Here is a 15,591-nt window from a genome sequence, read left to right as displayed (position 1 = left end):
TGCTCATCATATATGATGCACATCTGTGCATCTTTTCCGTGCTTATACGACGCAGCTTACGCATTCGTCGATCGTTCTTTTTCTCGTACGCGTATAATAGAGTGTCTTTAGCCCTTTCTTCTGGGCATAAATGTAATACATCGCCAAATCTCTCGTCGTCAAATCATCTTTGACGTATAAGATAGTAGAAATCGCTTGATCAATATGAACTTGCACTTCAGCAACCAGATCGATCAGGTTGAACATATCCATATCATAAGCTTCTTTGTAGTAGAAGAAGTTGTCCTCATTCAAGAACGGCATCGGATATATCGTTTTAGAATCCCCGTACTCGCGTTCCTCGATCTTTTGCGTAATTGGCGCGATCGAAGCGGTTGACGATTGAAGGTAAGATATCGAGCCGGTCGGCGCAATCGCCAAGCGGTAGGCATGGTAGACGCCGTATTGAGCCACTTGCTCCTTCAGCCGCACCCAATCTTCATGAGTCGGGATGTCCATGCCTTCGAACAAGGCAGCCACCTTTTCCGTCCGCGGCGAATAATCGGTATTCATATAGCGCTCGAAATAAGCTCCGTTCGCATATTCACTCTTTTCGAAATCTTTGAACGTCTCGCCCCGCTCCTTTGCAATCAGCATCGAGCGCTCCAGCGAGTAGAAGTTGAGCATCATGAAGAAGGTGCGCACAAAATCGATAGCTTCCTTGGATTCATATGCAATTTTGTTCAATGCGAGAAAGCCGTGCAGGTTCATTGCCCCGAGCCCAACGGAATGCAGTTCGCGGTTCGCCTTCGCTACTGAAGGGACAATCGAAATGTCGCTGCGGTCGCTCACTTCGGTTAGCGCATCCATCGAACGATGAACCGTCTCTTTCATCCGCTTGTTCTGCATCACGTTAACGATGTTAAGTGAGCCCAGGTTACAAGAAATATCGCGATTGATTACATCCTCTTCACCGTAATCATTGATCGAGGATACTTCACTTAACTGCGCAATCTCACTGCACAGGTTGGAAAATTTAACACGCCCAATTTCTTTCAGCGCATGATATTCATTGGCGTTATCGACAAACATCAGGTATGGGTAACCGGATTCCATCTGGATTTGTGCAATTTTAATGATAAGGTCTCGGGCAACAACTCGTTTTTTGCGGACATTCGGGTTGTTGACGAGCTCATCATACATGGCTGTGATATCCATATCGTCCATATGCATGCCGTACTCTTTATATACCGTATGCGGGTAGAAGAGATACATATCTTTATCTTTCTCTACCAATTCGAAAAATTTATTAGGAGCTACGACGCCAAGCGACAGCGTTTTGATACGAATTTTCTCATCGCTGTTAATCTTTTTCGTATCCAAAAACTCATGAATGTCGGCATGGAAAATGTTTAAGTAAACGACCCCGCTGCCATCGCGTTGACCCAATTGATTCGCATAGGAGAAGCAATCTTCAAACAATTTCATTACCGGCAGCACACCGCTCGCTTTGCCGTCCAAGCCTTTGATCTGTTCGTCAGCTGCGCGGATTTTGCTCAAGCTCAAGCTTACGCCGCCGCCAATTTTACTTAATTGCAAGGCAGAATTAATGGCGAATCCGATCGAGTTCATCGAATCGTCGATCTCCAGCAAGAAGCAGCTTACCAATTCACCGCGCCGCTTCTTCCCTGCATTCAGGAAGGTCGGCGTTGCTGGCTGGTATTCCTGCGAAATGAAGAGCTCCGCGTATTCCATCGCCTTCTTCATGTCACCATTGCCCAAGAAGAGGGAGACGACCGCAATGCGATCTTCGTACCGCTCTAAAAACTTCGTTCCGTCATTCGTCTTCATAGCGTAGTTGTTGTAGAACTTAAAAGCGCTCATAAACGAAGGAAATCTGAACTTCTTCTGATACACCATCTCGTACAACTTCTTGACTTCAGCAAAACTATATTTATCGAACAGCTCCTGTTCGTAGTAGTCATGCTCAATGAGATAATCGATTTTCTCTCTCAAATCGTGAAAGAAGACCGTGTTTTGATTCACATAATCGACAAAATAACTTCTAGCCGCCTCACGGTCTTTTTCAAACTGATACTTTCCATCTTTTAACACCATAATTTCATTGTTAAGCTGAATCCAATTTGATAGTTGCATCGACAATTTCGTTTACCTCCTGTTTAAAACGCTCCACATCTTTATTGGTACCGCTCAGTTCGAATTTCATTAATACGGGAACTGAGTACATTTCGGAAATACGGTCCGCTGCCCTTCCATAAAGTTCGCCCCAATTCATATTACCACTGGAGACCACCCCTTGCAGCATGTCGCCATTATTCTCCAAAAATTTCAAAGTCGATTGAGGCGCTTGTCCGAATCCAGTCGAATATGTAATTAAGACGAATGGTTCTTCGACAGTCAGCCCGTCTGCGACTTGAATACACTCCAGATCAAGCTTATTGACGAAGCGCTTCACGTTTCCGGTCTTTGAGTCAAACACGATACGCATCAGTGACCCTCCATTGCTAGAAGCATTGCAAACATGATTCTGTGATTTTTTCCATAGAAAAAGCCCACCTAATCTGGTAGATGAGCTTAAAACGACAACAAAAAAGTACAGCGCTTGTTGCTTCACCAAGCACTCTGCAGCGTGTCGTTTCCACTTCTCATCCCCCGAAGATGCGAAACCAAGTAAATAGGCAGGTCTCCTGACTTGTGTGTCATCCTACTGTGGGCCCTTCCCATATCAGCGACTCTCAGAGATCCATAATACAGTGGCAATGCCCATCTCGTCCACACTTACAGTTGCGGGGACAGCTCCGGAATTGCACCGGATTCCCTATTAAGTCGAACTCGACACCTTATTTACTCTATGATATTCAGTTAAATAATCCATATTTAGTATGTACTCTCTTAAACAGACACTAAATATAGGCTCTTATCGTAGCATACACATTTTTCTGCGAAGAAGCAAGATATTTGACATAAAAAACAAGCTGACGAAATTCAATTGGGCCATTCAATTTCTTTCTCTTTCGCACGAAAAAAAGCAGGACGTCGTCGCATAATCGCCCTGCTTCAGCAGCATGAAAGTCTATTCGATTTTCCAGGTTGCTATATCAATCTGACACCGAAATAATAATAATCGGTCGCGAAAATACAACTTCTTTATGTTATGGCATATAGTTGATCACCATCTTGGATACCTGCTTCTCCCAAGAATCGGCACCTGACAACTCGACCTTCACATAATTTGTGCCCGCTGGCAGTAAGGTTTGGGGAGAATACATTTTTTTGTACCATTGACTTCCCGTATAAACGCCCGGTGTGCTCACATGAACGACTTTCGTCCAGTTCTGATTGTCGGAAGAGGTGTAGAATGCCCCGCCATCCCAGACACTGAAATGGTATACGGTCGCACTAAAATTGATTATATTCTGAAGATTATAAACAAAGCTTTGTGTTGTGCCATCGGTACGCTTTACCCGTGACGTATCTCCATTGAAATAAAAACGATTGGATGAATCCAATGCCAATCCGCTTGTATGGGAGCTAGTCTTGGACCAGTCATCCAGATCATCAGTCAACGTTTGATTCGGAGGATCATCTGCAGAACCATTTTGTCCGACATAGGTTACTACGCTCTTGGGCGCTATTATAGCCCGAAATTTCCCACTGTTCGAAGGAATAGAAGGTCCCTGCCCTGCACCCCTTGATTCACCATTGCCTGCTTCAGATAGTCTTTCAGGAACACCTGGATGTTCGTAGAATTCCATTCACTGGAATCCCAAGACAGGAAAGTCATCGAATTGGGTTCGTTGGCTAAGGATACACCGTAAAGGTCGATACCGAACTGCTGGTTGTATTCCTTGATAAACTTGGACATGAGAAGAGCAAAATCACCATAATTTTCGGATTTGAGATACCCGCCATTGGTTGTGGAATTGTTGGTCTTCATCCATGCAGGCGGGCTTCAACTGCTTGCAATTAGCTTATGAACTCCTCTGGCCTCGGCCTGCTGCATGACCCACACCTAATCAGGTCTGCCATTGAAATCATATTGACCTGGTGGGGATTAAATGCCGGGAATATAGCGCCCCTGAAGATGGCCATTTGTATCCGTAAGCATCTTTTTGTAATAACCGGTATTAGCCAGTTATATAAACGTTTGGTGCAGCGATTGCCCTCCATCCAACGTCAAGCACGCGCCGTTCATATACGCTGCATCCGGCGAGAGCAGAAAAGCGGCAAGCCCCGCAATCTCTTCCGGTGTGCCCAAGCGTCCTAGCGGTACGCTGTCAAGCATGCGCCGTCCGGCTTCCTCGGATGGAACGAGCTTATCTGCGCCACCGGTGCGCTCGATTAAGCCAGGTGCGATGGCGTTGACTCGGATGCCATAGCGGCGTCCCCATTCCACCGCAAGCGTGCGCGTCATGGCGAGCACACCCGCTTTGGCGCTAGCCGAGTGAATAACCCCCGGTCCGGCATCCCACGCATATGTGGCCACCATGTTGACAATGCTGCCCGGAATGCCCTCGGCAATCCAATACTTTCCGACCGCTTGGCTGCAATAGAACGTCCCGTTCAACACAATGTTGATGACCGCATTCCAGCCATTGATTGACAAATCCTCTGCTGGACATAGAAAATTGCCTGCTGCATTGTTAATGAGCGCGTCGATTCGTCCGAAGGCAGCCACTGCTTCGTCCACCATACGCTGTACATCTGCCGGCTGACGCACATCCATTTGTACGGTAAGCACCTGTCCTGCGAATGTTTCTATTTCGCCTTTTGCCGCCTCCAGCTTCTCTGCCGATCGTCCTGTTATGACGACCCATGCGCCCTCCTGTGCCATACGCGCAGCCATCGCCTTGCCCATACCGCTGGAACCGCCCGTGATGATAACCGACTTCCCCTTCATTTCCCCGCCTCGCTTTCACTATTTTGCTCACTCGGATTGTCATACAGCGACATGATGCTCGAAAGGCCACCGAAATAACGATTCCGATGGCCTTCTGTTCCGAGTCTATTATTCTATTGTATTTACAGTTTAACATAAAGATTCGCGAATTTCTTCCTTTTTCTTACTCCCGTTCCATTATCCCTTTAAGCTGCCTTCCGCTACGCCTTCGATAAATCTTCTCTGCAAAAACATATAAATGACCGTAAAAGGCAAAATGGAGATGAGTCCCGCGGCTGAAATCTTACTCCAATCCGAGCTGAAATTGCCAACGAACGTCAAGTATTTCGTGGAGACGGGCTTGAGCGCTTCCGTCTGCACAAAGGCGTTGGCGAAGAAGAACTCGTTCCACGTATATAAGCCCGCGAGCAGCGCAACGGTCAGGAAGGCAGGCTTGGCAATCGGAACGATGATTTTCATCAAAATCATCCCCTCGTTACAGCCATCGATTCTTGCGCTTTCGCTTAATTCCTTCGGTATTCCAAGAAAAAACGTACGCAGGATGAAAATATTGAGCGGCAGGAAAATGGCGCTGTAAATAATGATCAAGCCCGTCAGCGTATTCATCAAATGCAGCTTCTGCCACATATAGAACAGCGGCACCAAAAACATGCCCAACGGGACGGAGACACATAGGAATAGAAACGCCAAGATGCCCCCTTTTCCTTTGAAATCCATTTTCGCAAGCGCATATGCGCACAATCCCCCGGCAATGCAAATAATGGCAACGGTCGAGCATCCTACCAAAATACTGTTTAAATAGGCCCTACCGTATTCCCCCATATTCCATGCCGCCGTAATGTTCTCCAAGGTAAAATGCGCAGGAAGAGAGAACGGGCTTACCTGAAACTCCTCCGGCGGCTTGACCGCATTAATAAACAGCAACGCGATCGGCCCGATCGCAAACAGAAGGACAAGAATCAGAAAGAAATGACGCGATAACGAAGTAAACAAACGCGCTCCCATTAGATCTCCCATCCTCTCTTTCTTAAATATCCGAATACCGCGATAACAATGCCGCTAAACAAGGCCAAGGCCAGGGCGATGGAGCTGGCGTATCCCGGCGCCTGATTTTGCAGCGCTTCCTTATACATATATGTTGCAATTAATTCCGTCGCATTGCCCGGCCCTCCACCGGTCATCACATAGACGTAATCAAATGCGGCAAACGACCAAATCATCGTCATCATCATAATGAGCAGCAAGGTCGGGCGCAGCTGCGGAATAATGACGCTCCAGAAGATTCTGAGCTTGCCCGCGCCGTCAATCATGGCCGCTTCCTCCAGGCTGCGGTCAGTCTGATGAAAGCCCGTCAAAAATAAAATGAGCAGAAAACCCCAATAACGCCAACCGTCAACAAAGGCAACAGAAAATAGCGCCTTGTCCGGATCGCCGAGCCACAACGGGAGATTCGTAAATCCCCAACCTTCGAGCACTTTGTTAATCCCGAAGAAGGGATTGTAAATCCAACTCCATATTTTGGCCGTCACAACGGTGGAACAAATATATGGCAAAAAGAACGTGACCCTGTAGAACATTTGCCCGCGCCTTACACGCGAGAGCAGAACGGCGACTATCAAGCTGAACGAGACCGGTATCGTACAAAACAACAACAGCCAGATCAAATTGTTCTTCAACGCTTTATAGAACTGAACGTCCTGAATGAGAGTCGCGAAATTTTGTAGTCCTATAAACTCCGGCGGACGAATTCCATCCCAATTAGTCAAGGAAATATAGATCGTCCCTACGGTCGGAATTGCAATCACAAACCCGGTCAACAGCAGAGCGGGCAGAACGTACAACCAAGGCAATAGCGCCTTTCGTTTCCGCCTGTTACCGGGTCTCGGCTTCGAAGACAATGAAACCATATCAGCCATATGCACGCACCCCTAAAAAGAAAGTAAAGAGGAGTTACACTCCCCTTTCAGAGTGTTAGGAGCAGGCGTTCCCAACAGGTGTTCATTTTGCAAATTCAAATACTTTACCGCTTTGCTTATCCTCTTGATACGTCGCTTCCATTTTGTCCATATACGATTTTATGTCCATGCCATCCAAGAACACCGCTTCCAGATTATCGTAGGAAAACACTCTCGTCTGTGCAGGCCAGAACGTCCATGATAAATAACCGGTAGCATTGCGGTTGCCATAATCGGCAAGCAGGTCGGACACCTCTTTGTAGTGTTTGTCCAAATTCGGTATAGCGCCTAAGTCCAAATCTTTAATCGGCTGAAGACCCATGGCGACAATACCTTTCGCCGCAACGTCCGCCTGTGTCACATAATTCAAAAACTCTGCGACAGCATCCGGATTTTTGGAGTTCGCATTAATGCCATACGCGATACCGAGAGCTAACGGCAGGTTGGTCTCAACGCCTTCCTTCCAGGATGGCATCGGGAAGATTCCCCAATCCATGTCGCCTGCTTTGCTGCTTAGGGTGTTCAACAACCAGCTGCCTTCCATTTTCATGGCCGCTTTCCCGGATAGGAAGAGTGTCGTTGCATCTTCGCCGGTAATTGCATGCGATTTTTTATCATTAATATATCCGCTTTTCCACAAGTCCACCAGCTTTTGAACGGCTTCTGTCGATTCCGGTCCGTTCCAAGGTAGCTCGCCAGAAAGCACCTTTTTCAATTTTTCCGGTCCTAATGTGGCATTATATGCCATCGAGAGCCACCACTCGTTGGCCCCTCTATAGTCGGATGCGCCGAATGCGAACGGAATAATTCCTATTTCGGTCATTTTTTTGCTAAGGGCCACCAGTTCTTCATAACTTTTCGGAATGTCCCATCCGTTGTCTGCAAACATTTTTTTGTTGTAATAAACGAGTTCCGTCTCATATTTCCCCGGCAAACCAATCAGCTTGTCTCCTATCGTAACTGGCGGGTAAGCCCACGGAATAAAGCGTTGATCCCATCCGTATTTCTTGCTGAATTCGTCCAATTCCACCAAATATCCCGCCTTAGCGAACTGCCGCAGCGTCGTCGTTCCGTCCGTCGTAATAATATCGGGCCCCGCCCCTGCAGCAAGCTGCGATTTCGTAATTTGTTCCGGGTCGGCGTTGTACGTTACATTGATTTTAATGTCGGGATGTTGTTCTTCGAACGGTTTAATCACGTCATTCTCAAAATATTCTTTCCCATACTGCGTATGAAGGTACCATGTAATTTCCTTGACACCCTGCTTGTCGCCGGTTTGACCTTGATTGGCGCTTCCCGTCCCCTTATCGGCGCTGCCGCAAGCAGTTGCGGCGATCATACTGCAGCTGACTAATAACACAGCAAAAAATTTCGTAGCCCTTTTCATCATGATCTCCCCTTAAGTTCTATGCATTTCTAATGTTTTGAAACACCTCGTAACTGCGACTGGCGCATTCCGAAATGGATATCGGATGGAATCCGTTGATCTCTGCATATAAGGTATCGTTAAGCTTCGAAGTCCAGCTCTCCGGCAATTGGCTTGCTCCGAGGATCGCCCCCATGATGGAGCCGACAGTTGCGCCATTGCAGTCGGTATCCCAACCCAATACCGCGGTCGTAATCGCGCGTTCGAAGTCGCCTTGAGCATAGACGAGTGAGGCGGCGCATAGAGCTGCATTATTAATCGTGTGAACCGGATTATAATTTTTATACGATTCCCAGATACGCTCCACCATCTCCAATTGGCTCTTCGCCGTTTTTGCGATCTCTACCGCATTGCGCACGGCATGCGCCAACCGGCAGTTATCCGGAATTTCGCTGAGCCCGATTTCGATAATGCGCTCGGCATCCGATTCAACGAACGAAGCGGCGATCATCGCGCCGACGAACATCTCTCCGTAGATGCCGTTCTTCACATGGGAGAATGAAGCGTCCCGCCAAGCGAACTCAGCGGCAAGCTCTGGATTGCCGGCTGCGCCGTATGCGAATCCATCCACCCGGATCTGCGCCCCGATCCACTCGCGATAAGGGTTCAAGTAGTTGCGTACCCAATCGAGCTTCGTGTGCCAATCATCCGGTCTTTGCTTCTCCAAATGATGGGTTACTCTGGCGAAATTGAGATAAGCTTGCGTTTCCGCCGTGCACATCTGCCCGTACGTCAATTTTTGGTGCCACAGCTTCCCGATATCCCAGCTGTCCCAATCCGCTCCTTTTTCCTCCAGCATGACAAGACCGAGTACCGTGTAACGGACATCGTCATCGCTTTCCATGTACCGGATGTTTTCAAGCTGGCTTTGTTCGCCATACGGTGCCAGTTCCAGTCCAAGCTCCTCTTTCGCCCGCGAATGTCCCGGCGTATAACTGCGAATCGGCCAAGCATCCGCGCCTTCAAACCATAGCTGCACATTTTTCCAACCCGGATTATCGCCCAGCCCTTCCAGAAAATGCATGCTTTCGAGCGGTTTTCCGAGCGCGCAGCCCACAGAACGCCCGAGCCAGGCACCGTAAAATTTATCACGCAGCTCTTCTTCGCTCCCATTCATCTGCAGCTTGCGCGGTCCGCTCGGCCGCTCAGCACGGATTTCTCTCAAGCCGTTCGGCTCCGAATACGGGAAATCCGATGATATTTCCAGATTACCCAGATCCTGATAGATTGACATTAACTCCATCTCATTCTCCGAAGCAGCTTGCAATCTTTCTTCAAATCCGGAAACATCGGCGCCTTCTTCTGTGCGCTGCTTGATCTCGTCACGCACTAACACGAACAACGAATCCCAACCTGCCATGCTGTGTCCCCCATTTCTGTCTCCACTCACTAAAAACCCAATTTGTTAACAATTATCTCCCCCTATTGTAAGGGTTTTCAATTCTTGTTTCTTCCTATTTTTCGTTTATCGATTCTTAAAAAGGGCTATTTTTGCGCCAAGCTCCCGATATTGCTGCGGGGCCATCCCGACGATCAATTTAAACGCTCTATAGAAGGGGGCGTGACTTTGAAAGCCGCAATGGTGCATGACGTCGATAATCGGCATTTCGGTGCTCACCAACAGCCTTTTGGCCTCGTTAACACGCAACTGCAGCAAGTACTGCTTAAAGCCTCCTCCGAGCTTTTCGGCAAATAAATGCCGTGCCCGCGACGGACTTAACGATAACATAGAAGCGACGCTCTCCAACGTAATCGGTTCTCGAAAATGATCCTTCATATAATCGAGCACCGGCTTGAGTCGATAATATGACATCAGCGCTTGATTGCCTTCCCGCAAAGAGGTCTGACTGTCATAATGGCGCAAGAGCAGCGCGCATATTTCCAGTATTTTGCTATGGATGATTCCCTGATAACCGCGCTCCTTATTCCGATACTCGTCCCACATCTCTTGGAATAGCTCGCCGATCTGGCGGGCGACGGGCAGACGGCCAGATACACGATTATCAAAACGCTTGGGCCAATACACGAAGGGCAGCAGCAGTTCTGGATCGACCTGCTCGATGATCATCGCATCGAAGTAAATGAACAAATAATTGCTCGGGTTGTCAGGATTGGATGATGCGGCGTGCCATTCTAAATTGTTGACGACAAAAACATCATTCTTGTGGACCGAATACGTCTTATTCCCAAAATAAAATGTTCCGGTACCAGACAGACAATATCCGATTTCCAGATGATCGTGCGTATGAAACGGATCGATATGTGCGGTAGGCGACCATTCAAATAGTTCAATTATCAGTTTTCTCACCATCGGCAGAAACCTCTTTTTCATGGATAATAGCCTTATCATTGTACAACAAATAGACTTCTAAACGTTCACCGTTTGAAGCTTTATCTCAATCTAGGCGGGACTATGTTCGGACCCTCATTCTTCATTTATGATTGAACAATCTTTTGCCGATATAAACTGCAAGGAGGTGTATGTACATCATGGACATAGCAGCAATATCCACTGTCATGAATCAAAACAGGCTGTCTCAGGAAGTCAGCATCCGTGTGCTCAAGATGTCAAATGATCAAGCTAGCCAAATTGGTCAAGACATCATTAAAATGATGGAACAAAGTGTGCAGCCGAACTTGGGAGGCAATATCGACATCAAGCTTTAATGTTGACTCGAGGCTCTCGGGGAGAGGATTGATATCCCTCCCCTTTTTTTATGAACTTACCCGAAAGGAAGACGGCAATTTTGCTTATTAGAGCCTTCTACGACTTTTATAATGATAACGTCCGCCCGCTGCAGCTAATAATTAGACCAGAGCCCCGAGAATTGGATTGGACCCGGACACTGTTCGTCCCCGTCTCTGGACCGTTTAAAAAAATGGAAGTTGAAGATTTCGGAGAATTCCCTTCTGTCTCCGTGCTCCTTGGCGATCTGACACAGCTGACAAGCACGGTGGCACATATAGGAATTAATCTGCCCGGGATTGCCGCCCGGCATGGAACGGATATAGAGCAGTTGATATTGCAAATGGACGACGTAGAGGAGGTTCTGAAATACAGTTTTTAAATGAACTATCGTACTTCTCTCAAGATAGTGGAGAGGCGATACTCTCTCCGTTCGGTGCTTCCGTTCACTCTCCCCTTCAATCAGTAACAACAATTCCCGCATGTCTCAGGCGTTTCGCACACTAAAAAACCATCCAGGATCGGCATGCGTGTCATATGCTGATCACGGCACGGCCGATTCGGATGGTATAAATCATTATAATGACATTATTCAAATATGCTAAGCCTTGGCTTGTTCGCTGCGCATCCGCCGCTCGATAATTGCCAGACGGGAGAACAATGCAATCGCGCCAACAGCCAAACCGCTAATGAGACCAATCCAGTATCCGTAAGCTTCTAGCGATGTCCAGTTCGCTAGAACGTATCCGAGCGGAAGGCCGATTACCCAGTAAGAGCCAAACGCGATAATGGATACGGCAGTCACATCTTTATAACCTCGCAGCGTTCCCTGTACCGGAGCTGCAATCGCGTCGGACAGTTGGAAGAATATCGCAAAAATAAGAAACGACTCTGTAATCTCCCGTACATGCGGATCCAGCGTGTACAGACCAGCCACTCCACTGTGGAACAAAAACAGGAAGAAGGCGCACAACGAGGAGAGTCCCATCGCCGAGAACATACCGATTCTTGCATAGATTTTGGCATCCGCAAATCTCTTAGCCCCAACTTCGAATCCGACCATAATCGTCAACGACATCGCAATGCTGAGCGGCAGCATATATAGAAGCGATGAGAAGTTCAAAGCGGATTGATGCGCCGCAATCGTTGCCGTGTCATATTTACTCATGAATAAAGTCACCGCGGCGAAGATGCTCACTTCAAAAAATATGGACAGACCAATGGGCATCCCGATGCGAAGCACTTCTTTCCAACGGGAGAGCGACACGCCTCCCCACTGACGAAGGATTCCCATCGTCCGCATCATGTCGCTGCGGCGTAGAAACACGATGGCGATGATCGTAATGATGATATATGTAATCGCTGTAGCGAGACCCGCTCCGACTCCACCCAACTGCGGGAAGCCGAGACGTCCAAATATAAACAAGTAATTCAACAGCACGTTAATCGGGAAGGAGAGCAGTGTGATAAACATCGTCACACGCGTGAGTCCCAACCCATCAATGCTTGCACGCAGAACGGTGTATACGAAGGAAGGAACGATTCCAATGGCCAACGCTGCCAAATACTGCTTGGCGACGCGATGAACCTCAGGCTCCAGCTTCATCGCCGCCAAGAGTGGTTCAAGTGTGAAGTAACCGATAATAATGACACCGAATCCGACCAATATCGATAAATATCCAGCTTGCGTGACGTTAGGCGCGATAGAATCTTTGCGACCAGCTCCGAGATGCTGTGCAACAATCGGCGTTACTGCCAGAAAAATTCCGCTTAATCCGGTATAGACCGGCGCCCAAATGCTCGTTGCAATCGCAACCCCAGCAAGATCGGTCGTGCTGTAATTGCCTGACATGACCGTATCGAAAAACGTCATCAGCTGCATAGCCACCTGCGTCACAAAAATAGGCAGCAAAATATATAGCAGCTGAATCAACTTCTGCTTCAACGTATACGTTTGTTTCATATTACATAAGACTCCTTATCTCTTTAAAGACACATAATCAGACTATTATATATGACACAATTTAAATAATCAACACATATTCGTAACTGTGGAGAAAACATAACCGTGAAGAGAAGGCACCCGTCCATCAATATTAGAGCAAATACCAAACCTACTCAGAATGCGACCATATTCTTTGCGTAGAAACGCTGGTTCCGATACAATAGTGATACTGATGGAGGGTTGAATAAGATGACAATTCAAAAGATACGAGACCGGGCTGTCTTGAACGATAAACTTCCAACCTTGCCGTGGTATGTTCAGCAATTTATCGAATACAAGCTGCCTGATCTGTCCCCCTCTTCTCTATTGGAGTATGTTCGGGACTACGAGATTTTTTTCGGATGGCTCATCGTCGAGCGATTGACCGAGGCCACCGCGTTGAAAGACGTGACGCTGCTCAATTTGGAATCGCTGCGCATGGAGCATATTACTTCGTTTCGCATTTATTTAACGACTTATAAAGAGACGACGAATGCTAGAGTAACGGTGTCACGCAAATTATCGTCTTTGCGATCGCTCTTTCATTATTTGAGCCAGATTGCCGAGGATGAAGAGTTCTATCCGCTGTTAAAACGCAATGTGATGGCGAAGATTGAGATTAAGCGTGTACATAAACCGAAAGACACCGCATCCAAGCTGAAGGGAAAACTGCTGGAGGAAGATGAAATCGACGTGTTCATCGGATATGTTCGTGAAGGCTACGCACATGATGTCGCGGATAACAAACAAGCCGCTTATGCGCACTCTTTGAACGCAGTGCGGGATGCAGCCATCGTCAGCCTAATCCTCAATTCGGGACTGCGTGTAAGCGAAGTTGTGAATTTAAATATGGATGATGTTGACTTGAACAATAAACTTGTCTATGTGTACCGTAAAGGCCACAACGACGAGACGTTCAAAACTCCCGTCTATTTTCGAGACAGCGCCAAGCAAGACCTGGTTGATTACATGGAACTGCGTGCTACGCGCTATGCTGCTCCCAAACGGGAGAAAGCCTTTTTTCTTGCCATCAAGAACGGTGAAACCGAAGGCAAACGAATGACGAAGCGCGCTATTCAGCAAATGATTATTAAATACGCGAAGCGATACGGGAAACCCGCATTGACGGTGCACAAATTGCGTCATTCCTTCGCAACGGACTACTATTTGCAAAATGACATTTACAAGACGAAAGAGCAGCTAGGGCACGCCTCTACCGAGACGACCGAAATATATGCCCATCTTACCGATAAGACGATGTCCGAAGCGATTGAACGACGTCAGGATGAATCTTAGAATATAATGAAATCACCGCCACATTCTTGAAGGAATGGGCGGTGATTAATGGTTACTGCTTTATCGTCGGCCCCGGCGGAAGATGCTGCCTGAACCGACTCGCGTTTTCGGTGGCTTATACTTTTTCACCTTAGGCGGATTGTACTTCGGCGAACGAACGCCGCCATCTTTGTTCCGTGAAATCGATCCCTTGGAGCTTCCGTCAGAAGGCTGCCGCTTAAAGATGCTGCCCCCGCTGCCGACGGTCGTATCCTTATCGGAGCCTCTGCGGAAGATGGAGCCCTTGCGATCAACCGTAATCGGCGGGGCTTTCTTCTTATCCTCTACGGTCGGCTTGCGATACGGCTTCGAAGGGGCATAATTGCCCCGATCCGTATATCCGCGGTATTTCCCAAATCCGCGCACAGAATCGAATAGACTATCCAGTACCTTATACGTAATATAAGTTTCCAAGAAGCTGCGGTCATAGTTTTGTCTGACGTATTCCTTGGAATCTACTTCGATCAGGCTATCTTCCGGCTTCTTCGGGTCCTGCTGGATTTGAATTAATTCATCGCGGTAGACCAGAAACATTCTCTCATCGCTACGTTCCGATATTTGATCCGGCTTGCGCTTATCAGCGATCGCCTGAGCAGCATCAGGAACGGACGTATCAACAGCCCGATAAATATAAGAAGTGCTTTGTCCTTCACGCGTAACCGATTCAAGCGGGTACGACTCTGATAAATCGAACTGCCCGCATGCCGCTAGCAGGGGAACGATAAGACAAACAATAATCGTCCATTTAATGGCGTCTAATCCAATCTTACGCATAGGCGGCCCCTTATGTCCGGCGCAGAATGCGCACATCGGCTGAAATTACGGAATCACCCTCATACAACTGAAACCGACCGTCCTGCCATTCGATACGCAACAGCTTGCGATCGTCGGATTGATACTGCCATACATATTGCTCCCCTGCCACTCCGAACGGGGTCTGACCGGTACACATAACTCTTCCATTATACTGGTCTTCTAAAAAAAACCATCTTCCATCCAATTCCACTTCGGTCGGGACCTCTTCGACGCCATCCAAGCGGCCGTCGATGGCCTCGTATAAGCTGTAAATTGGCTGTTCACGCTGTTCCACTAACAAATATTTAATTCGAGCGCCATCCCGCATCGTCAGCCATGCTGCATTGCGGGTACGCCAATCCGTTCTACCGGTTACCTCGTAGCTTACGAGTGATACTTCGCAAATATCACCTGGGTCGAGCGCAGACGATGTCTTCTCCGGTTTGGACGGTTCAGGCTTCGCCATGATGTTCTTTAACCGTTTCCACAAGCTCATGACATTCGTCTCCT

General features: G+C 47.7%; 15 protein-coding genes and 1 riboswitch. Of the genes, 3 read left to right on the top strand and 12 right to left on the bottom strand.

The genetic code is table 11. The annotated features are described in order from the left end of the window. Window positions 1-42: 42 nt before the first annotated feature. The 9 genes from nrdE to A372_RS0126400 form a co-directional block, all read right to left on the bottom strand. Entirely contained in the window at window positions 43-2,136 is a 2,094-nt protein-coding gene (nrdE, locus tag A372_RS0126445) for a class 1b ribonucleoside-diphosphate reductase subunit alpha (protein WP_036705410.1), read from the bottom strand. Beyond that, window positions 2,108-2,488, bottom strand: a complete 381-nt coding sequence (gene nrdI / locus A372_RS0126440; RefSeq protein WP_019423940.1) for a class Ib ribonucleoside-diphosphate reductase assembly flavoprotein NrdI — start codon at window positions 2,486-2,488, stop codon at window positions 2,108-2,110. Before nrdI ends, nrdE begins: the two co-directional genes overlap by 29 nt. Before the next feature lie 172 nt (window positions 2,489-2,660). Further along, window positions 2,661-2,859, bottom strand: a riboswitch (cobalamin riboswitch). A gap of 293 nt (window positions 2,860-3,152) precedes the next feature. After that, window positions 3,153-3,755, bottom strand: a complete 603-nt coding sequence (locus A372_RS38035) for a hypothetical protein (protein ID WP_192813637.1) — start codon at window positions 3,753-3,755, stop codon at window positions 3,153-3,155. Window positions 3,756-4,135: 380 nt separating this feature from the next. Continuing rightward, complete coding sequence (gene fadH / locus A372_RS0126425; protein WP_019423937.1) at window positions 4,136-4,900, bottom strand: 2,4-dienoyl-CoA reductase; 765 nt, start codon at window positions 4,898-4,900, stop codon at window positions 4,136-4,138. A gap of 177 nt (window positions 4,901-5,077) precedes the next feature. Then, window positions 5,078-5,905, bottom strand: coding sequence for a carbohydrate ABC transporter permease (locus tag A372_RS0126420; RefSeq protein WP_019423936.1), 828 nt, complete (start codon window positions 5,903-5,905; stop codon window positions 5,078-5,080). Further along, window positions 5,905-6,816, bottom strand: coding sequence for a carbohydrate ABC transporter permease (locus A372_RS0126415; RefSeq protein ID WP_019423935.1), 912 nt, complete (start codon window positions 6,814-6,816; stop codon window positions 5,905-5,907). The genes A372_RS0126420 and A372_RS0126415 overlap by 1 nt, the downstream gene beginning before the upstream one ends. An 82-nt stretch (window positions 6,817-6,898) precedes the next feature. Then, complete coding sequence (locus tag A372_RS0126410; protein WP_083858946.1) at window positions 6,899-8,245, bottom strand: ABC transporter substrate-binding protein; 1,347 nt, start codon at window positions 8,243-8,245, stop codon at window positions 6,899-6,901. Window positions 8,246-8,261: 16 nt separating this feature from the next. After that, window positions 8,262-9,641 carry an ADP-ribosylglycohydrolase family protein gene (locus A372_RS0126405; RefSeq protein ID WP_019423933.1) on the bottom strand — a complete coding sequence of 460 codons (1,380 nt, stop codon included), beginning with the start codon at window positions 9,639-9,641 and terminating at the stop codon, window positions 8,262-8,264. 105 nt (window positions 9,642-9,746) lie between these two features. Continuing rightward, window positions 9,747-10,592, bottom strand: coding sequence for an AraC family transcriptional regulator (locus A372_RS0126400; RefSeq protein ID WP_019423932.1), 846 nt, complete (start codon window positions 10,590-10,592; stop codon window positions 9,747-9,749). 179 nt (window positions 10,593-10,771) lie between these two features. On the opposite strand from A372_RS0126400, the gene A372_RS36730 reads away from it, so the two are divergent. Together A372_RS36730 and A372_RS0126390 are read left to right on the top strand one after the other, a co-directional pair. After that, window positions 10,772-10,948, top strand: coding sequence for a YjfB family protein (locus A372_RS36730; protein ID WP_019423931.1), 177 nt, complete (start codon window positions 10,772-10,774; stop codon window positions 10,946-10,948). Window positions 10,949-11,028: 80 nt separating this feature from the next. Further along, window positions 11,029-11,349 carry a hypothetical protein gene (locus A372_RS0126390; RefSeq protein ID WP_026011307.1) on the top strand — a complete coding sequence of 107 codons (321 nt, stop codon included), beginning with the start codon at window positions 11,029-11,031 and terminating at the stop codon, window positions 11,347-11,349. A 219-nt stretch (window positions 11,350-11,568) separates the two neighbouring features. Here A372_RS0126390 and A372_RS0126385 read toward each other — a convergent pair whose 3' ends face one another. Continuing rightward, window positions 11,569-12,930, bottom strand: a complete 1,362-nt coding sequence (locus A372_RS0126385; protein WP_019423929.1) for an MATE family efflux transporter — start codon at window positions 12,928-12,930, stop codon at window positions 11,569-11,571. 231 nt (window positions 12,931-13,161) lie between these two features. On the opposite strand from A372_RS0126385, the gene xerS reads away from it, so the two are divergent. Further along, complete coding sequence (xerS, locus tag A372_RS0126380) at window positions 13,162-14,247, top strand: tyrosine recombinase XerS (protein ID WP_019423928.1); 1,086 nt, start codon at window positions 13,162-13,164, stop codon at window positions 14,245-14,247. Between the two features lie 60 nt (window positions 14,248-14,307). Here the strand turns inward: xerS and A372_RS0126375 are convergent, their stop codons facing one another. Continuing rightward, the gene (locus A372_RS0126375; protein WP_019423927.1) at window positions 14,308-15,060 is read right to left on the bottom strand and encodes a DUF4247 domain-containing protein; all 753 of its coding nucleotides are present in this window, start codon (window positions 15,058-15,060) and stop codon (window positions 14,308-14,310) included. Window positions 15,061-15,070: 10 nt separating this feature from the next. Continuing rightward, complete coding sequence (locus A372_RS0126370; protein ID WP_019423926.1) at window positions 15,071-15,577, bottom strand: DUF4178 domain-containing protein; 507 nt, start codon at window positions 15,575-15,577, stop codon at window positions 15,071-15,073. Between the last annotated feature and the right edge of the window lie 14 nt (window positions 15,578-15,591).

This window comes from Paenibacillus sp. OSY-SE, assembly GCF_000283315.1.
Lineage (GTDB): Bacteria > Bacillota > Bacilli > Paenibacillales > Paenibacillaceae > Paenibacillus_B > Paenibacillus_B profundus.
Note: the sequence above shows the minus strand (reverse complement) of the source record. Positions and strands in the feature narration are given on the sequence as shown.